Below are 14,651 nucleotides of genomic sequence, written 5' to 3' on the forward strand. Positions count from 1 at the left end.
CTGCGCATCGAATCCGCATAGCGTGGACCCAATGTCCGGATAGCGCTCCCGCATTGCTGCAGACAGTCCTGTGGGTGTTTCCCACAGGCCCACCAGGTTGTTCGTGCCCGAAAAACCCAGTTCGGCGGGTTTCGCCTCCCCACGGGGTCAAAGTCTGCCGACTCGCCCGTGGCTCTTCGTGCCCGCGCCTCTATCAAGTGGTAAAGACCCTATCACGTTGCACTTTACCAAACAAGAGTATTCGTATATAACGTTTAAAAAATGCAGCAATATGCTGGAAACATGTGTGCCACAATCCTGTATCACAATAAGTTGCAACAGATGTGCCTCACGAAGGGATTCTCTATGACCGAGCTCCAAGAACTCCGTCGCTATCGCCGCGATCTCCATCGCATTCCGGAGCTCGATTTCGATCTTCCGCAGACTATTGCCTATATCGAGGGCGTGTTGGCGCCGCTCGCTTGCGAGGTGACCCATCCGTGTCCCAGCTGCGTCTGCGCTTTCTTCGACGCTGGCGTTGGTGCCGCGCGTGCCACGGCGATTCGCGCCGATATGGATGCGCTGCCCATCGCGGAGGCGACGGGAGCGGCCTTTGCCTCGATCCATCCCGGCAAGATGCACGCTTGCGGACATGACGGACACATGGCCATGGCACTTGCCGCCGCGACGTATGTCGACCGTATGATTCGCGAGCAGCCGGGCGCCATTAGGCGCAACGTTCTCTTTGTGTTTCAGCCGGCCGAGGAGACGACTGGTGGTGCCAAGACGGTGTGCGAGAGCGGCGTGTTCGAGCGCTACGGGGTGGATCGCATCTTCGGCTTCCACGTGTGGCCCGATCTGCCCGCCGGCACGTTGGCGAGCTGCTCCGGTCCGTTGCTGGCGCGTTCGAGTGAGACACACATTCATATTCACGGGACGAGCATCCATATCGCTAAGACCTATGGCGTTCCGGTCGAGGAGTCGCACGATGCGGCGCTGGCGGCTGCCAAGTTCTTGGTTGCCGAGCGCGAACTGATGGACGAGCTGGGCACCGACGAGCCCTGTATCGGCAAGTTTGGTCTGCTGCAGGCCGGTAACGTCTGCAATGCGGTGGCGGGGGAGGCCCATGTTGCCGGCAGCCTGCGTGTGTTTACGGACGACATGTTCGACCGGGCGCGCGAAGGCGTGCGCCGCGTGCTGGACGATGCCTGTGCCGCAACAGGCTGTACGTACGATCTCGACTTTGCCGAGGGCTATCCGCCAGTCGATAACGACCCCGAGCTGTTTGCCTGCATTGCGCTTGCCTTGTCCGAGCTGCAACTTGTGGACGAGCCGCTGCTGATCGCCGAGGATTTCGCGTTCTATCAACGCCATCTGCCGGGCGTGTTCTTCTTGCTGGGCACGGGCGTGCCAGAGGGACAAGACAATCCGAGCGACGCTGATGGCTGCCCCGCCTATGCCACAAGCGCTCTGCATACCGATAGCATGCTCTTCGACGAGGAAATCCTACTCAAAGGCCTCGATGTCTATAAACGATTGCTTTTGCTTGACTAAGGCGTGAAGGACTATTTGTTCTAGAAAACACGAACAAACGTACGATATAATAGAGATGTAAGTCTATAGAAACGTTTGACGTTACTAACGTAAGGCGATACTATGATTGCATCGTATAAAGATGAGGATACCGAACGCTTTGCCATGGGTGTGCGGGTCAGGAGGTTCGTGCCCTTTGAGCGTGTTGCGTTGAGGAAGATTCGCCAACTGCAGGTTTGTGCTTCACTTGATGATCTTCGCGTTCCACCGGGCAACCGCCTGGAAGCTTTGAAGGGCGATCGTGCCGGTCAATATAGCATCCGTGTTAACGAGCGCTATCGGGTCTGTTTTGAGTGGAGACAGGAGATGGCTTGGAATGTCGAAATCGTCGATTATCACAAGTGATGAGGCTTCGGCCGATTTGCTGTCGCCGGTGACTCCTGGTGAGCTTCTCAAAGAGGAGTTTCTTGTTCCCATGGGCATTTCTCAATATCGCCTTGCTAAGGAGACTGGGATTCCGGCTCAGCGTATCGGGCAGATTGTCTTGGGAAAACGTCGCGTGACGGCCGACACCGACCTCCGTCTTTGCCGTTATTTTGGCCTGACGGATGGTTATTGGCTGCGCGCTCAGGTGGCGTTTGACCTTGAGGCCGAGAAAAGGCGGATCGAACCGGAACTCGACAAGATCGTTCCTGTTCAGCAGGCCATCGCACTGTAGTGCTCAAAGATGATGGGGGTGGCGCGGCGATGAGGCGACGCCGACAGTCTGCCGTATATAGTCCGGGTGGATGCGGGTGCGGTTTGCTGCTGCTTCCGGTTATTGCTGTGAGCGTTGGCGTGATGTTTGCGCTTGCCGGGCTTGCCGCGGCGGCGCTCGTGCTGTTTATCACTGCCATCGGCGTGACGATTTGGCTCTGCCGCAATCGCGAGCAACGCCGTGCCGACGGTAAAACCAATGTCGGCTGGGTCGTCTTTCTGATCATTGCGTACCTGCTGAGTGCCAGCTACCTTGTTTTCTTTGTCCTGTTGATGATCAGTGCCTTTACCGGGGAATCCGTCACGGTGGGTTGATGCACTGCCAGCAGACGGTCGCGCGCAGTGCGTTTGCTCGGCGTTTGGATAACTGCATTGGTCGTTTACCGCAGCCTTAGCTCTCAGCTAATGAATTCAAGTTCAATCCTTCCTACGATGTGCTGTGTACCGGCACGGTAGCCGGATCGTAGGAAGGATGAATAATGGCAAAAGAGGGAAAGAAGCCGATCGGCAAGATTGTCCTAGGCGTCATCGTGGTGCTGGTTATTGTCGGTGCCGTGGGCTCTATGGGTGGCAATTCAACCGATTCGTCTGCGAGCGATTCGGCAAAGCCTGCCGAGGCGACACAGCAGGCTGAGGAGCAAAAAGAACCGCAAGAACCGTATACCATTGCTGACGAGGCTGAAGACACCTCCAATCAGTTTGCCTATAAGATCACGGGCACGCTGACCAATAACACGGACAAGGAAAAGAGCTACATTCAGATCGAATATGTTCTGTATGATGCCGATGGCAACCAGGTTGGAACGGCTCTTGCAAACACCAATCATCTGAAGGCGGGCGGCTCTTGGAAGTTCGAGGCGCTGGGTACGGTGTCTCCCGACCAGGTTGCTAGCTGGGAGCGTTCGGACGTAAGCGGTTTCTAGCATGTTGTATGCACTGGGGGAGGTGAAGTCGTATGCCCGATAAAAAGCTGACCGAGGAGTTGCTCAATGAGCTTCTCGACGCGCCGAACATCGATGGCTATATCAAAGAGCACGACTTTGCCGCCCCGTCGCTTTCGGACTACCTGAAGCAGCTACTACAGGAAAAGGGCTTGGAGCGCTCGCGCGTGGTTCGTATGGCCGATCTCAATGAGACCTTTGGCTATCAGATCTTTACCGGTGCGCGGCATCCGAGCCGCAATAAGGTGCTGCAGATTGCCTTTGCGATGGCGCTGACGCTCAAAGAGACCAACCGTGCGCTGACGGCTGCCGGGGTAAGCGTCCTTAACTGCAAGGACCGCCGCGATGCGATTATCATCTTTTGCATCGATCGCGGGTGCAGCCTCCAAAAGGTCAACGAGGAGCTGTATCGCTTTGGCGAGGAGACGGTGAGTTAGCGGCTGATATCTGAGCCGGCGGAGCTGCCGAACAACGATGCAAACGAACGGGGCGCGGATGCCATGGGGTGTCTGCGCCCTGCGCTATGATGGAGGCTATGGATACTCAGACCCCAACATATTCCGATGACGAGCTGACCGCAGCGCTTGCCGAGCACCTGGCGTCGCTCGATTGCGACGACAGCTATCGCGTGGAGCGTGTACTTAAGCGCTCGACCGTTGAAACAACCGAGCTCGTGTACTTTGAAGGAACCGGCGGTGGCTCGCTCGGCCCCTTTGTCCGTAAACGCATCGATGCTTCGGCTCAAATCGGCGGGGCATACGAGCGTCTGTTTGCCGTTCAGCGGGCAGGCAGGCGTTTTGAGCACCTGCCCAGAATCGTCGATTGTCGTCGTGTGGGCGACGAGCTCAACGTGGTTATGGAATACATCGAAGGGGAGACGCTCGGGGCGCTGGTGGACCGTCTGGGAGCCACCCCCGATTATGCGCGTGAATTGTATCCTGTCCTTTGCGACGCCGTGGGCGAGCTCCATGCCGGTTTTGCAATGGCGGGGGAGACGTCGGCGCCGGTGATCCATCGTGACCTCAAGCCGTCGAATATCATCGTGACAGGTGCCAACTATACGCCTGATGACGGCCTGACGTTTTCATCGCTGGTGATTATCGACCTGGGGATCGCGCGCGTATGGCACGATGGCGCCGATGCCGACACCGTCAAGTTTGGCACGCGACCCTATGCGCCGCCCGAGCAGTATGGGTTTGGGCAGACGAGCGTGCGAAGCGACGTCTACGCACTTGGCGCCCTGTTGTTCTTCTGCTTGACGGGAGTCGACCCTAAGCCAGGGCTCGACATGCGCGAGCAATGCGAGGCGCGCGGCATTCCCACTCCACTTGCCGATGCCGTCTGCATGTCGATGGCGCTCGACCCGGCCAAGCGTTTTGCGAGTGCGGAAGCGTTGGGACGGGCGACGCGCGCGGCATACGATCTGAGTCGCCCCGTGCGGCCTCCTGCGCCGCCTGTCCGAACTCCGGCCTCGGAGACGGTGTTGACGCCCCAAGGGCTCCAGAACCCCGCAGGGCCTCCTGGCCCTGCCGCCTCCGCTGCATGCGGCCTGCTCTCTCGCGTTCCGGAGTCTCTGGGCCGCATTTGGAATACGCTCGTCTGCTTCTCGCTGCTTGTGTTCTTTGCCGGAAGTCACTTTGCCGTCTTTCACCCCACCGGAGCAAACCAAAGCTACCCGACGTGGCTTCTCATAATCGAGTATTTTTTCTTTGTCGATGGCCTTATGGTGCTTATGCATTTCGCACTGCTCGATAAGCGCCGTCTTCGTCGGCGATTCGCACTGCTCGACAGCTATCGCGGCAAGAAACTCGCGAAACTCTGGCTCAAGGCATTGGGTGTGCTGCTCCTATGCATGATTGTCATAGTCGCGGTTGCCAATGCGACCGGCGTCGTCGATACCTCCGCTACCTAAAAGAAAAGGACCCCATTGGGGCCCTTTGCAGTTGCACTTAGATGCGGTTCATCTGAGCGGCGACTTTGTTGTACCAGTCCTGCCACGTGGGCGGGCAGTACTTTTTGGCCGCTGCCGGGGTAAGGGTGGAGCCGTAGTTGGCGCCCAGATAGGCAACGTGGGCGGAGATGCCCTCGCTCCAGCTGCCAAAGCTGCGCCAACCGCCGCCACGGGCACTCCAGCCCCAGGCGTTGTAAGAATTGGCGCAATAAGCACCCTTGGTGCTCTCGATGCAGGCGATGGCGGGGGACCAACGGGGATCGACACCGGTATTCCAAGCGGCGACGGCAAAGTTATAGCCCTGGCCTGCCATGGGGGAGCCGGCAAGGTAGTTGTCGATGCGACTCGTCCACTCATTAATGAACGAATCGTAATCGGAACTACCGGTATTGGCGTTGTTCACCGTGGTGTCGATGGTGGTGTTGGTGTTGGTGGCCTGGCTGCTGGAATTGCTGCCGCTTACGCCCTCGCCCGAGAGCTTCTCGGCGGCAGCGGCCTTATCGGCCTCAAGCTTGGCAAGCTCGGCGGCATTTTCCTGCTCGGCTTTTGCCTGTGCCTCGCTGCGGAGCTGCTGGGCCTGCGCCAGCGCGTCCTCGGCGTTTTTCTGCTCCGCCTCAAGCTGAGACTTGGCCTGCTGGAGCTCGGCCTTGTTCTGCTCGAGTTCGGTTTGCATGTTATTGAGCTCTTCGATCTCGTCGACGCTCGAGCTCGTGATCTGGTTGGTGTATTTGCAGGTCGTGATGAACTCACCCAGGCTCTGCGCGTTGACCAGGAAGCTCACGATGGGATTGGTGCCCTTCTGATACTTGTACAGATCGCGCATGGCGGAACTTGCCTTGGCCTGCTGCTCGGGAAGCTTGGCCTCGATTTCCTCGATGCTTGCCTCATTGGAGTCAATCTGCTTTTGCAGGTCATCGAGTTTGGTGCGGGCGCCGTTGTAGGCGCTCGTGGCGGCTTCGATCTTCTGCTGGGCTGCGGAAAGCTGGTCCTGCGTTGCCTGCGAGGCGGCATACGCCGCAACGGGGGAGAGCATCGGCGTGGCCGTCAGCGCAACGGCGAGCGCGGCGCTCGTGATGATACGAGCCGGCTTCGACGCAATGAGCGCTGCGGTGCGATGATTCGAATGCTGCATCCAGTCCCTCTGCAATCAATCGTAGGTTATGGTTCGAACGGTATTCTACTACTGCTTTCGACCTCAACTTGAACCTTAAAGGTCCCAAAGGGTCAAGTTTAACTTGAGGCTTTGGCTTTGACCTGCAGTTATGATGAATTGTTGAGAAACCATAGAGTTCAACTTTAACGTTACAGAGCCCTGTTTGAGAGGAGTTTTGGGTTGTAAAAGCCATCTCAACGTGGGGTTTTATAACTACAGCGTGCCCTTCTGGCGAGCCTGCTCAATCTCCTCGATGGCCTCGGCAGGGGTGAACGAACAGGTGCCGTCGCCGAGTTTGATTACCTGGATATCATCGCCGGCGTAGACCTCTCCACCCTTTAGTACCACGCCAAAAACGCCCTCGTGGGGAAAGATGCAGTCGCCGGCAAGATAGTAGATGGCACAGCGTGTGTGGCAGACCTTGCCGATCTGACTGATTTCGACGATCACGTCGCTTCCAAGCTTGAGCTGCGTTCCCAGGGGGAGCGAGAGCAGGTTGAGGCCCTGGGTTGTGAAGTTCTCGCCAAAGTCGCCCTCGTGCACATCGAGCCCGCGTGCCTCCGCCGTCTGGATGGACTCCGCGGCTAAAAAAGAGACCTGGCGGTGCCAATGCCCGGCGTGTGCGTCGGAGGCGAGGCCAAATTGCTCTATAACGGTGTCGTGCCCGTCGGCGACGGGCGACTTGCGCGTGCCCTTGTGTGCCGACGTGTTGACCGAGACGATGCGGGCGGGTCCGTTGTAGGCGTCGTTTGCCGTGCACAGGGGAGCGGTCGCTTTCGCACGTTTCGCCAGCTCGCGCCTCGCGGCATTGAGGATGGGATTATCGGTCGGATGGTCTTGGGGCACGTGCGCGCCTTTCGCTCGAGGATGTCAATACACTGAATCCTACAACAATGGTAGGTTCATTGCCCGCTGTCATACAATGGTGAGCGCCGTCTTCGTGCTGGCCTTCGTGCTGGACGATTACGTCGATTGCCATAGATACGGTGGAGCTTTGGGCGCCGGCGGCTTGGCACGCTAGAATAAATCAGTTGCGCAAAGACCGCCCGTTGTGTGGGCAGTTCATGATAGGAAGTTTCCATGGCATTGCAATTTACAGAGCGCGAGTTCATTCCCGTGCTGCTTGGTGGCGACATCAACGCCTATTCGGTGGCGCGCGCCTTCTACGAGGAGTACCAGGTCAAGAGTCTGGTCTTTGGCAAGTATCAGACGGGTCCCGCGTACCGCAGCCAGATTATCGACTACACGCCCAACGTGGATATCGACACCATGCCCGTGATGCTCAAAACCGTCAACGGCATTGCCCAAGCGCATGCCGACAAGACTATTGTCCTTGTGGGCTGCGGCGACAACTATGTCGCTCTCGTGGCTCAAGCCAAGGATGCTCATGAGCTGGCGGATAACATCGTCGCTCCCTACGCGCCCTACAGCATGCTCGAGCAGTGCCAGAAGAAGGAGATCTTCTACGAGCTGTGCGAGAAGCATGGCGTGCCCTATCCACACACGTTTACCTTTACCAAGGCGATGCTTAATGCCCAGGGTGAGGCGCCTGCCGAAGTGCTCGACCAGATCGATTTTCCTTACCCGATGATTCTGAAGCCTTCTGACGGCATCATGTGGTGGCAGCATGAGTTCGAGGGCCAGAAGAAGGCCTATGAGATTGCCGACCGCGCCGAGCTGGAACAGGTCATTCGCGATTCGTATGCCAGCGGCTACACCGACGATCTGATCTTGCAGGATCGCGTGCCCGGCAACGACGAGTACATGCGCGTGCTCACCAGCTATTCCGACCGCAACGGTAAGGTCCGCATGATGTGCCTGGGCCATGTGCTGCTCGAGGAGCATCAGCCCCACGGTGTCGGCAACCATGCCTGTATCATTACCGAGCCTAACGACGAACTCATGGGCGGCGTGCGCAAGCTGCTCGAGGACCTTCACTTTGTGGGCTATTCCAACTTTGACGTTAAGTACGACGAGCGCGACGGCTCGTTTAAGTTCTTCGATTTCAACACGCGCCAGGGTCGCAGCAACTACTACGTTACCAACAGCGGCTTTAACGTTGCCAAGTATGTGGTGGACGAGTATGTGTTCAACCGCCCGTTTGAGCCGGAGTTTGTGACGGCGCAGGACGAGGCCCTGTGGATGGTCGTCCCCATGGGCGTCGTCGACAAGTACGTCAAGGATCCCGAGCTGCGCGCTAAGGTGCATCGCCTGGACAAGGAAGGTAAGGGCGCCGACCCTTCGTTTATGAAGGGCGACTTTGTCTTTAACCGCTGGCTGCGCATGTGGCACACCAAGCTGCGCCACTTTAAGCTGTTCAAGACGTATTACAAGTAGATGAGTGCGGCGCCCGTCCGGTTTGCATCGGGCGGGCGCGGGTATGATACGCGCAATTGCGCAAGCGTCACCAAGGAGGCGGCGATGGAAAAGCTGGGAGTTATCGGCGGCATGGGCGCCGAGGCCACGTCGTATTACTACGACCAGGTGGTGCGTCATACGGCTGCTGCCTGCGATCAGGAACATATCGACATGGTGGTGCTCTCCAAGTCGACCATGCCCGACCGCACGCTGGCCATTAAGACCGGCGAGCATGCCAAGCTGCTGGCGACCATGAAAGAGTGTGCCCAGGCACTCGAGTCGCTGGGCTGTGCGCACATTGCCATTCCCTGCAACACGTCGCACTACTTCTACGACCAGATCCAGTCGTTTACCACAGTGCCGATTATCCACATGCCGCGTGAGTCGGTGCGCTATGCTCTGGCCGGTGCGGTGATGGGGGAGTGCGAGTTCGATCCCAACCTGAGTATGCCGGCCGAGCCGGTGCACAAGATTGGCATCATGGGCACCGACGGAACCGTGGGCGCGGGCGTCTACGGTCGCGAATGTAAGGCTGCGGGTGTTGAGGTTGTCTATCCCAGCGAGAAACGTCAGAACGATGTGATGTCGCTTATCTACGATGATGTGAAGGCCGGACGCGAGCCCGATATGGATAGGTTCGACCGCGTGATGTGGGAGTTCGCCCGTAGCGGCTGCGACCGCGTCATTCTGGCCTGCACCGAGCTATCGGTGCTGCAGAAGTACCGAGAGATGCCCGAGATCACCCTCGACGCCATGGACGTCCTGGTGCGTGAATCCATCATCCGCAGCGGCGCCCCCTACCGCCTCTAGCTTCCGACCTGTCAAAAAGGGACAGGTTAATTTTGGTAGGTTTTATCTTGTGAAACAGTAAAGGCCTCGGCTCGTTTGGTGCGAGCCGAGGCCTTTTGCGTTGGGCGGTTGCTGTCAGTGGTGAACTAGAACAGGAAGCCGATGGCGATGAGGGCGATGCTGACGATGAGCACGGCGATGTCCAGGCCTTTGATGGGGTAGCGCTTGTACGAGCTGGCGCGCGTACGCAGGTAGAAGCCGCGCTGTTCTGCCGCCAAGGCTGTGGCATCGGTCTTGCCCACGCTCGAGATGAGCAGCGGCACGCACAGTGGCAGCATGAGCTTAAGCTTCTTGATGGGGTTCTTGGTGTCGTACTCGACGCCGCGTGCGGTCTGCGCCTCCATGATGGCGTTCATCTCCTGACCAAACACCGGCACAAAGCGCAACGCCGTGGTAAAGGTGAAGGCATAGCGATACGGCACGTGCAGCACCTCGACGCAGGCGTTGGCAAGGTCGTTGAGCTTGGTCACCATGAGCATGAGGATGAGTGGTAACGCCACACCCAGCAGGCGCAGGCAGGCCTTCGATCCTGTGATGAGGCCCGTGTCGGTGATAAAGCCCCACACCACGTTGCCATCGCGCATAAAGGCCAGCTGGAGCACCAGCATGATAAGCGCGAGCGGAATCAGCAACTTGAGCAGCGAGAACAGACGGTCGACGACGCCGGCATAGGCACCCAGTGCAAGGGTGAGTGCCAAAAAGCCCAGCAGCGCCACGTAGGTGTCGGACAAGAAGATGCCGACGATGATGGCGGCGGCGAGGCCCAGTTTGACGACGGGATTCAGGCGATGCAGCAGCGTATCGCCCGGCATGTAGTCGATGACGTTAACCACGGTGGACCATCTCCTTGGTAATTCGAACGACATCGGTGACCTCGCTCACCTGCGCAAAAGCGGGCGAGACGGAAGATGCCAGACGGCGCGAGAGTTCAATAACCTGGGGAGGCTCCACGTAGGCACGCCGCATGAGATCGATGTTCGAGAATAGCTCGTGCGTGCGACCGCGGTCGAGGATGCGACCGTCGGCCATTACCACAATGCGCTCGGCAAAATCCGAGACGACTTCCATATCGTGGCAGACCATGATTACGGCGCAGCCGCGCTCGGCCATGGTGCGCACTGTTTCCATGACGGTCATGCACTCGCGGTAATCAAGGCCGCTCGTGGGCTCGTCGAGCACCACGATTTTGGGCTCTACGACCACGACGGAGGCGAGTGCCACCATCTGGCGCTGACCGCGCGAGAGCGAGAAAGGCGCCTCGTCGGCCGGCAGGCCAAAGCGGTCGATGACGAGTTGAGCACGACGCAGCGCCTCGGCACGGTCGATGCCGGCAAGCTCCAGGCCAAAGGCGACCTCGTCGAGCACGGTATCCTTGCAGATCTGGCGGTCGGGGTTTTGGAAGAGCGTTGCGACCTCGCGGGCGATACGGCTCGTGGGGACCGCGGCAGTATCCAGGCCCGTAACGCGCACGCTGCCCGAGGCGGGCTTAAGCAGGCCCGTGAGCAGCTTGGTGAGCGTGGTCTTGCCGGCACCGTTCTGGCCGACGATGCCCACGAGCTCGCCAGGATAGAGCGTCAGGCTAAGGTCGTGTACGGCGGCGCCGCCATTGGGATAGGCAAACTCAACATGGTCGAAGGTGAGTACGGGTTCGGCGTCCTTGGCATGAGGACGCAACGACGGTGCATGCGGGGAACCGGTGGGCGCCTGGGCTTCGATGGCCGCGTGTGCGGGGTCGACGATGCCCGAAATCAGGCGCTCAGCCTCATCGACATTCAAGCAGGGGGTACCGCTTACCAGGCCATCGGCCTCGAGGCTATTGAAGATACGCGTGACGCGAGGGCAGTCGACGCCGATGGCACGGAGCTCGTCGGTATGCGCGAAGACCTCGTGTGGCTCGCCCTGCAGCGCAATTTCGCCATGGTTGAGCACGAACACGCGGTTGCAGTACTCCGAGAGCAGAGCGACCTTTTGCTCAACGACGACGATGGTGATTCCAAGTACGCGGTTTGCCTCACGCAGCGTCTCGAAGACCAATGTGGAGCTGGCGGGGTCGAGTGCCGCGGTGGGCTCGTCTAGAACCAAGACGCGCGGGCGCATGGCGAGGATGGCGGCGATGGCTACCTTTTGCTTCTGTCCGCCCGAGAGCGTGGCGATCTCGCGGTCGCGCAGGTCGCTGATGCCGACGGTCTCGAGCGTTTCGCTCACGCGCTGCTCGATCTGGTCGTGGGGAACGCCAAAGTTCTCGAGGCCAAAGAGCATCTCGTCCTCGACGATCGAAGCGACCATCTGCGTGTCGATATCCTGTAGCACACTGCCGACGATTTGCGACACGTCGGTGAGCGAGACTTCGCAGGTGTCGTGGCCGTCGACCATGACGGACCCAAAGAACGTGCCGGTGTAGTGGTGGGGCACGGCGCCCGACAGGCAGGCGGCAAGCGTGGACTTGCCGGCGCCCGAGGGCCCGATGATGCCGATGAAATCTCCCTTGTTCACGCTGAGCGAGATGTGGCTGAGCGCCTGTTCGGTCTGCGTGCCATAGGAGAACGAGACATCGTCGACGTTGATGATCGTTTCCATGGATACCTTTCATAGTCATTGGGGACGTTCTTTAATGACTAGTCGTTTAAGAACGTCCCCAAAAGCTAGTCGTTTGGGACAGTCTTTGGTGGTGAAGCACGGAGACGGCTTTACGAGGGGCCTCAGGTTGGCGTGAAAGAGGAGCGAAGCGTACTTGGGTACGCGAGCGACGAATGAACGCCAAGATGGGGTGGCTCGTAAAGCCGAGCGGGTTAGTTGAGCTTCAGGGCCTTCTGGATGGGCAGATAGAGGGCGCCGACCAGAATGGCGTTAAAGACGGCGGTCATGGCAACGACGGGAAGCATGGCAGCGGCGAGCTCGCCTACCACGCCGAGCATGGCCATCTTGATGACCATGAAGATGGCGCCGGAGACAAAAGTGGTCAGGAAGGTTGCGACAATGGCGATGGCGGGCTTGACCTGACCGTTCTTGCCGGCGGCGTTGACGATGCCGGCCATGAGCATGGCGGCGATGCCCTCGGCGGCAAAATCGACGAACGGCGAAGTGGTGGTGATCTGGATCACGGCAGCCGAGATGAGGCCAATGACGAGCGCCTGGCCGATGCTGGGACGAACGACCAGAATGGTGAGGCAGAAGGCCGAGATGATGAACTCGGGGCTGATCATACCGCCCGAGATGCCCGAGATGGCCTTGCCGACGGTGAAGTTGAGGATGAAGCCGGCGGCGAGCAGGATTGCGAGCAGGACGAGAGCACGGACGTCGAGTTTGCCGCGGTCGGCGGTCTGGACGCTGCGGGGCTGGGCGGCGGTGGTGTTCTGAGACATGGTGAAAATCCTTTCGGAATGGGAGTGCAAGAGAAAAGCGGAGGCGCGTGATGCGAATGCGATCGGGCTCGAGATAGAAAAAGGCCTCCGGTCGAAACCGGAGGCCTTTCAATCACCTAGAGCGCAAAAACAGGCGTGAGGGACTCACTGTCGACCGATCGTATTCGTATCACGCCACCACCAGTTGTTGAGGGACTTCATCGTGTTCATCATCTTGGTGGCTCCTTTCGTGATGCCGTGGCGCGGTCGCACCTAGTTGTTGTTGCGCTGCACTATAGCACAGCAAAGTGTGTGCGGGGAAATCTTTTTTGAAAAGATTTCAGGCGGGTTTCCCGCCGGTCAAAAGAGCGGGCTGAGCGGGCGAGGCTGCCATTGCTGCCTCGCCCGCTCAGCTAGGACGTTACTCCTTATTGCGACGGTAGAGGAAGTAACCGCCCGCGGAGATGGCGGCAACGCCAGCGATGGCGAATGCGGCCACCATGCGGCCATCAAAACGATCGCCAGTGGTGGGCAGGCCGCCCTTGGTGTTCGTCTTGTTAGTGGTTACCGTGGTCGTGGTGTCGGACTTGCCAGGCTTCTCAGGCTTGGCGGCCGGCTGCTCGGGCTTAGCGGGCTGCTCGGGCTTAGCGGGCTGCTCGGGAGTGCCAGGCTGCTCAGGAGTGCCGGGCTGATCCGGGGTGACCGGATCGGTGGCAAGAGCGTCCTTGGCGTAGGTGATGGACACCTTGAGGCCGTTGGTCTCGGTGTTCAGGTCGCTTGGGGTAAAGGGCTGGTCGAAGTTTTCGGCCTTCTGATAGGCGCGCATCTCCTGGAGCAGTGCCTTGCACTTCTTGTAGGTGTTCTCGGTAGCAGCCTTGCCGGCCTTGTTGGCCAGGGCAGTGCGGCCCTCGGTGGTCGTCTCGGCCAGCATGGCGGCGTCAACTTCCTTGTTCTGCTCGATAAGCTCGTTCTGGAGCGCATCGAGGTAGGCACGGACGCTGACACCAAGGGTGTCAGGGTTCTCGAAGCAGAGCGAGCTGATGTCCATGAGGACGTAGTTGATTGAGTTCTCGGGCTCCTCGTTGTACACGACGTCAGTCTGGTTGCAGTGATCGAAGGAGACGGTCTGATCGCTGAAGTACGGGCTGACCTCAGTTATCAGAGCGGAGTACAACGGGATGGCGACGGAGTACGCGGCGCGGGAGAGCATTTCCCACTGGATGGTAGCGACTTCGGGGTCATACCCGCGACGAATCTGGAAGAGGTTGATCTCGGTGTTGCGCTCGCTGCCGATGCAATAAACACCATCAGTGTTCGCATTGAGGCCAGGGACGTTCTCGCCGCGGTTGCCAAAGGCACGAATCAGCTCAAAGGTGCTCCAGCCAGACTTGCCAGGCCTGAAGAACAGGGGTTGGATGTCGCTGACCATGGCTCCCTTTTGGTCAGGTTTTCCATCCTTCTTTACTGTGATAATGTCGTAATCTGTGCCTTCGGTCAGCTGACTACCAAAATAATCGCGGCCTTGCACATAGCGGGACCACTGGTTTACGCCGGAATCGGCGAGGCTTTCGCCATACGTTTGGGCGACATCGAATTTGCCGTCAGCGGAGTATTTGGCGAAGCCCTTCTCCACGGGCATGGACTCGATGCCCTCGGAGTGTAGGCAGTTCTCGGGGTCATCAAGGTCGACATCGTAGTTGAGGCTCCCGATATTAGGGTTGAGCGACGCGACGTCGTCAGACACTATGACCCAATCCGAAGGCACGGAAACGACAGGAGCCCCCGCTCGT

General features: G+C 58.9%; 15 protein-coding genes and 1 riboswitch. Of the genes, 9 read left to right on the top strand and 6 right to left on the bottom strand.

All coding sequences use genetic code 11. From position 1 onward, the window contains the following. Nucleotides 1-32 precede the first annotated feature (32 nt). Nucleotides 33-201, bottom strand: a riboswitch (Lysine riboswitch). A 144-nt stretch (nt 202-345) separates the two neighbouring features. From JMJ97_RS08250 to JMJ97_RS08280, 7 genes are all read left to right on the top strand, one after another. Beyond that, nucleotides 346-1,533, top strand: coding sequence for an N-acetyldiaminopimelate deacetylase (locus tag JMJ97_RS08250; protein WP_260699871.1), 1,188 nt, complete (start codon nt 346-348; stop codon nt 1,531-1,533). 102 nt (nt 1,534-1,635) lie between these two features. Then, nucleotides 1,636-1,917 carry a type II toxin-antitoxin system RelE/ParE family toxin gene (locus JMJ97_RS08255; protein WP_006234335.1) on the top strand — a complete coding sequence of 94 codons (282 nt, stop codon included), beginning with the start codon at nt 1,636-1,638 and terminating at the stop codon, nt 1,915-1,917. Further along, nucleotides 1,889-2,230 carry a HigA family addiction module antitoxin gene (locus JMJ97_RS08260; protein ID WP_195239125.1) on the top strand — a complete coding sequence of 114 codons (342 nt, stop codon included), beginning with the start codon at nt 1,889-1,891 and terminating at the stop codon, nt 2,228-2,230. Before JMJ97_RS08255 ends, JMJ97_RS08260 begins: the two co-directional genes overlap by 29 nt. Before the next feature lie 83 nt (nt 2,231-2,313). Next, nucleotides 2,314-2,583 (top strand): hypothetical protein, encoded by a 270-nt coding sequence (locus JMJ97_RS08265; RefSeq protein WP_260699872.1) that lies wholly within the window; start codon nt 2,314-2,316, stop codon nt 2,581-2,583. A gap of 164 nt (nt 2,584-2,747) precedes the next feature. Then, complete coding sequence (locus tag JMJ97_RS08270; RefSeq protein WP_055309781.1) at nt 2,748-3,191, top strand: FxLYD domain-containing protein; 444 nt, start codon at nt 2,748-2,750, stop codon at nt 3,189-3,191. Nucleotides 3,192-3,223: 32 nt separating this feature from the next. Continuing rightward, a complete protein-coding gene (locus JMJ97_RS08275; protein WP_260699874.1) occupies nt 3,224-3,646 on the top strand; it encodes an XRE family transcriptional regulator in 423 nt (140 codons plus the stop codon). Between the two features lie 98 nt (nt 3,647-3,744). Then, nucleotides 3,745-5,121, top strand: coding sequence for a serine/threonine protein kinase (locus JMJ97_RS08280; RefSeq protein WP_260699875.1), 1,377 nt, complete (start codon nt 3,745-3,747; stop codon nt 5,119-5,121). Nucleotides 5,122-5,158: 37 nt separating this feature from the next. Here the strand turns inward: JMJ97_RS08280 and JMJ97_RS08285 are convergent, their stop codons facing one another. Both JMJ97_RS08285 and JMJ97_RS08290 read right to left on the bottom strand, forming a co-directional pair. Beyond that, entirely contained in the window at nt 5,159-6,292 is a 1,134-nt protein-coding gene (locus JMJ97_RS08285) for a coiled-coil domain-containing protein (RefSeq protein ID WP_260699876.1), read from the bottom strand. Nucleotides 6,293-6,526: 234 nt separating this feature from the next. Next, nucleotides 6,527-7,159 carry an MOSC domain-containing protein gene (locus JMJ97_RS08290; RefSeq protein ID WP_260699878.1) on the bottom strand — a complete coding sequence of 211 codons (633 nt, stop codon included), beginning with the start codon at nt 7,157-7,159 and terminating at the stop codon, nt 6,527-6,529. Nucleotides 7,160-7,393: 234 nt separating this feature from the next. Between JMJ97_RS08290 and JMJ97_RS08295 the strand changes: the two genes are divergently transcribed. Next, a complete protein-coding gene (locus tag JMJ97_RS08295) occupies nt 7,394-8,650 on the top strand; it encodes a carboxylate--amine ligase (RefSeq protein ID WP_035137907.1) in 1,257 nt (418 codons plus the stop codon). Between the two features lie 84 nt (nt 8,651-8,734). Next, complete coding sequence (locus tag JMJ97_RS08300; protein WP_260699882.1) at nt 8,735-9,481, top strand: aspartate/glutamate racemase family protein; 747 nt, start codon at nt 8,735-8,737, stop codon at nt 9,479-9,481. Between the two features lie 125 nt (nt 9,482-9,606). On the opposite strand, the gene JMJ97_RS08305 is transcribed toward JMJ97_RS08300, so the two are convergent. From JMJ97_RS08305 to JMJ97_RS08320, 4 genes are all read right to left on the bottom strand, one after another. Beyond that, nucleotides 9,607-10,353, bottom strand: coding sequence for an energy-coupling factor transporter transmembrane component T family protein (locus JMJ97_RS08305; protein WP_022094111.1), 747 nt, complete (start codon nt 10,351-10,353; stop codon nt 9,607-9,609). Continuing rightward, nucleotides 10,346-12,097 carry an ABC transporter ATP-binding protein gene (locus JMJ97_RS08310; RefSeq protein WP_260699883.1) on the bottom strand — a complete coding sequence of 584 codons (1,752 nt, stop codon included), beginning with the start codon at nt 12,095-12,097 and terminating at the stop codon, nt 10,346-10,348. Before JMJ97_RS08310 ends, JMJ97_RS08305 begins: the two co-directional genes overlap by 8 nt. 212 nt (nt 12,098-12,309) lie before the next feature. Beyond that, entirely contained in the window at nt 12,310-12,882 is a 573-nt protein-coding gene (locus JMJ97_RS08315) for a hypothetical protein (RefSeq protein WP_260699885.1), read from the bottom strand. 400 nt (nt 12,883-13,282) lie between these two features. Next, a partial coding sequence (locus tag JMJ97_RS08320) for a C69 family dipeptidase (protein WP_260699886.1) occupies nt 13,283-14,651 on the bottom strand: 1,369 nt, incomplete at its 5' end.

The sequence above is a fragment of the Collinsella aerofaciens genome (genome assembly GCF_025289055.1).
GTDB lineage: Bacteria > Actinomycetota > Coriobacteriia > Coriobacteriales > Coriobacteriaceae > Collinsella.

Bases quoted from the DNA above. Each gene is read 5' to 3' on its own strand.
- JMJ97_RS08250 (WP_260699871.1), top strand. From the start codon at position 346: ATGACCGAGCTCCAAGAACTCCGTCGCTATCGCCGCGATCTCCATCGC.
- JMJ97_RS08255 (WP_006234335.1), top strand. From the start codon at position 1,636: ATGATTGCATCGTATAAAGATGAGGATACCGAACGCTTTGCCATGGGT.
- JMJ97_RS08260 (WP_195239125.1), top strand. From the start codon at position 1,889: ATGTCGAAATCGTCGATTATCACAAGTGATGAGGCTTCGGCCGATTTG.
- JMJ97_RS08270 (WP_055309781.1), top strand. From the start codon at position 2,748: ATGGCAAAAGAGGGAAAGAAGCCGATCGGCAAGATTGTCCTAGGCGTC.
- JMJ97_RS08275 (WP_260699874.1), top strand. From the start codon at position 3,224: ATGCCCGATAAAAAGCTGACCGAGGAGTTGCTCAATGAGCTTCTCGAC.
- JMJ97_RS08280 (WP_260699875.1), top strand. From the start codon at position 3,745: ATGGATACTCAGACCCCAACATATTCCGATGACGAGCTGACCGCAGCG.
- JMJ97_RS08285 (WP_260699876.1), bottom strand. From the start codon at position 6,292: ATGCAGCATTCGAATCATCGCACCGCAGCGCTCATTGCGTCGAAGCCG.
- JMJ97_RS08295 (WP_035137907.1), top strand. From the start codon at position 7,394: ATGGCATTGCAATTTACAGAGCGCGAGTTCATTCCCGTGCTGCTTGGT.
- JMJ97_RS08300 (WP_260699882.1), top strand. From the start codon at position 8,735: ATGGAAAAGCTGGGAGTTATCGGCGGCATGGGCGCCGAGGCCACGTCG.
- JMJ97_RS08310 (WP_260699883.1), bottom strand. From the start codon at position 12,097: ATGGAAACGATCATCAACGTCGACGATGTCTCGTTCTCCTATGGCACG.
- JMJ97_RS08315 (WP_260699885.1), bottom strand. From the start codon at position 12,882: ATGTCTCAGAACACCACCGCCGCCCAGCCCCGCAGCGTCCAGACCGCC.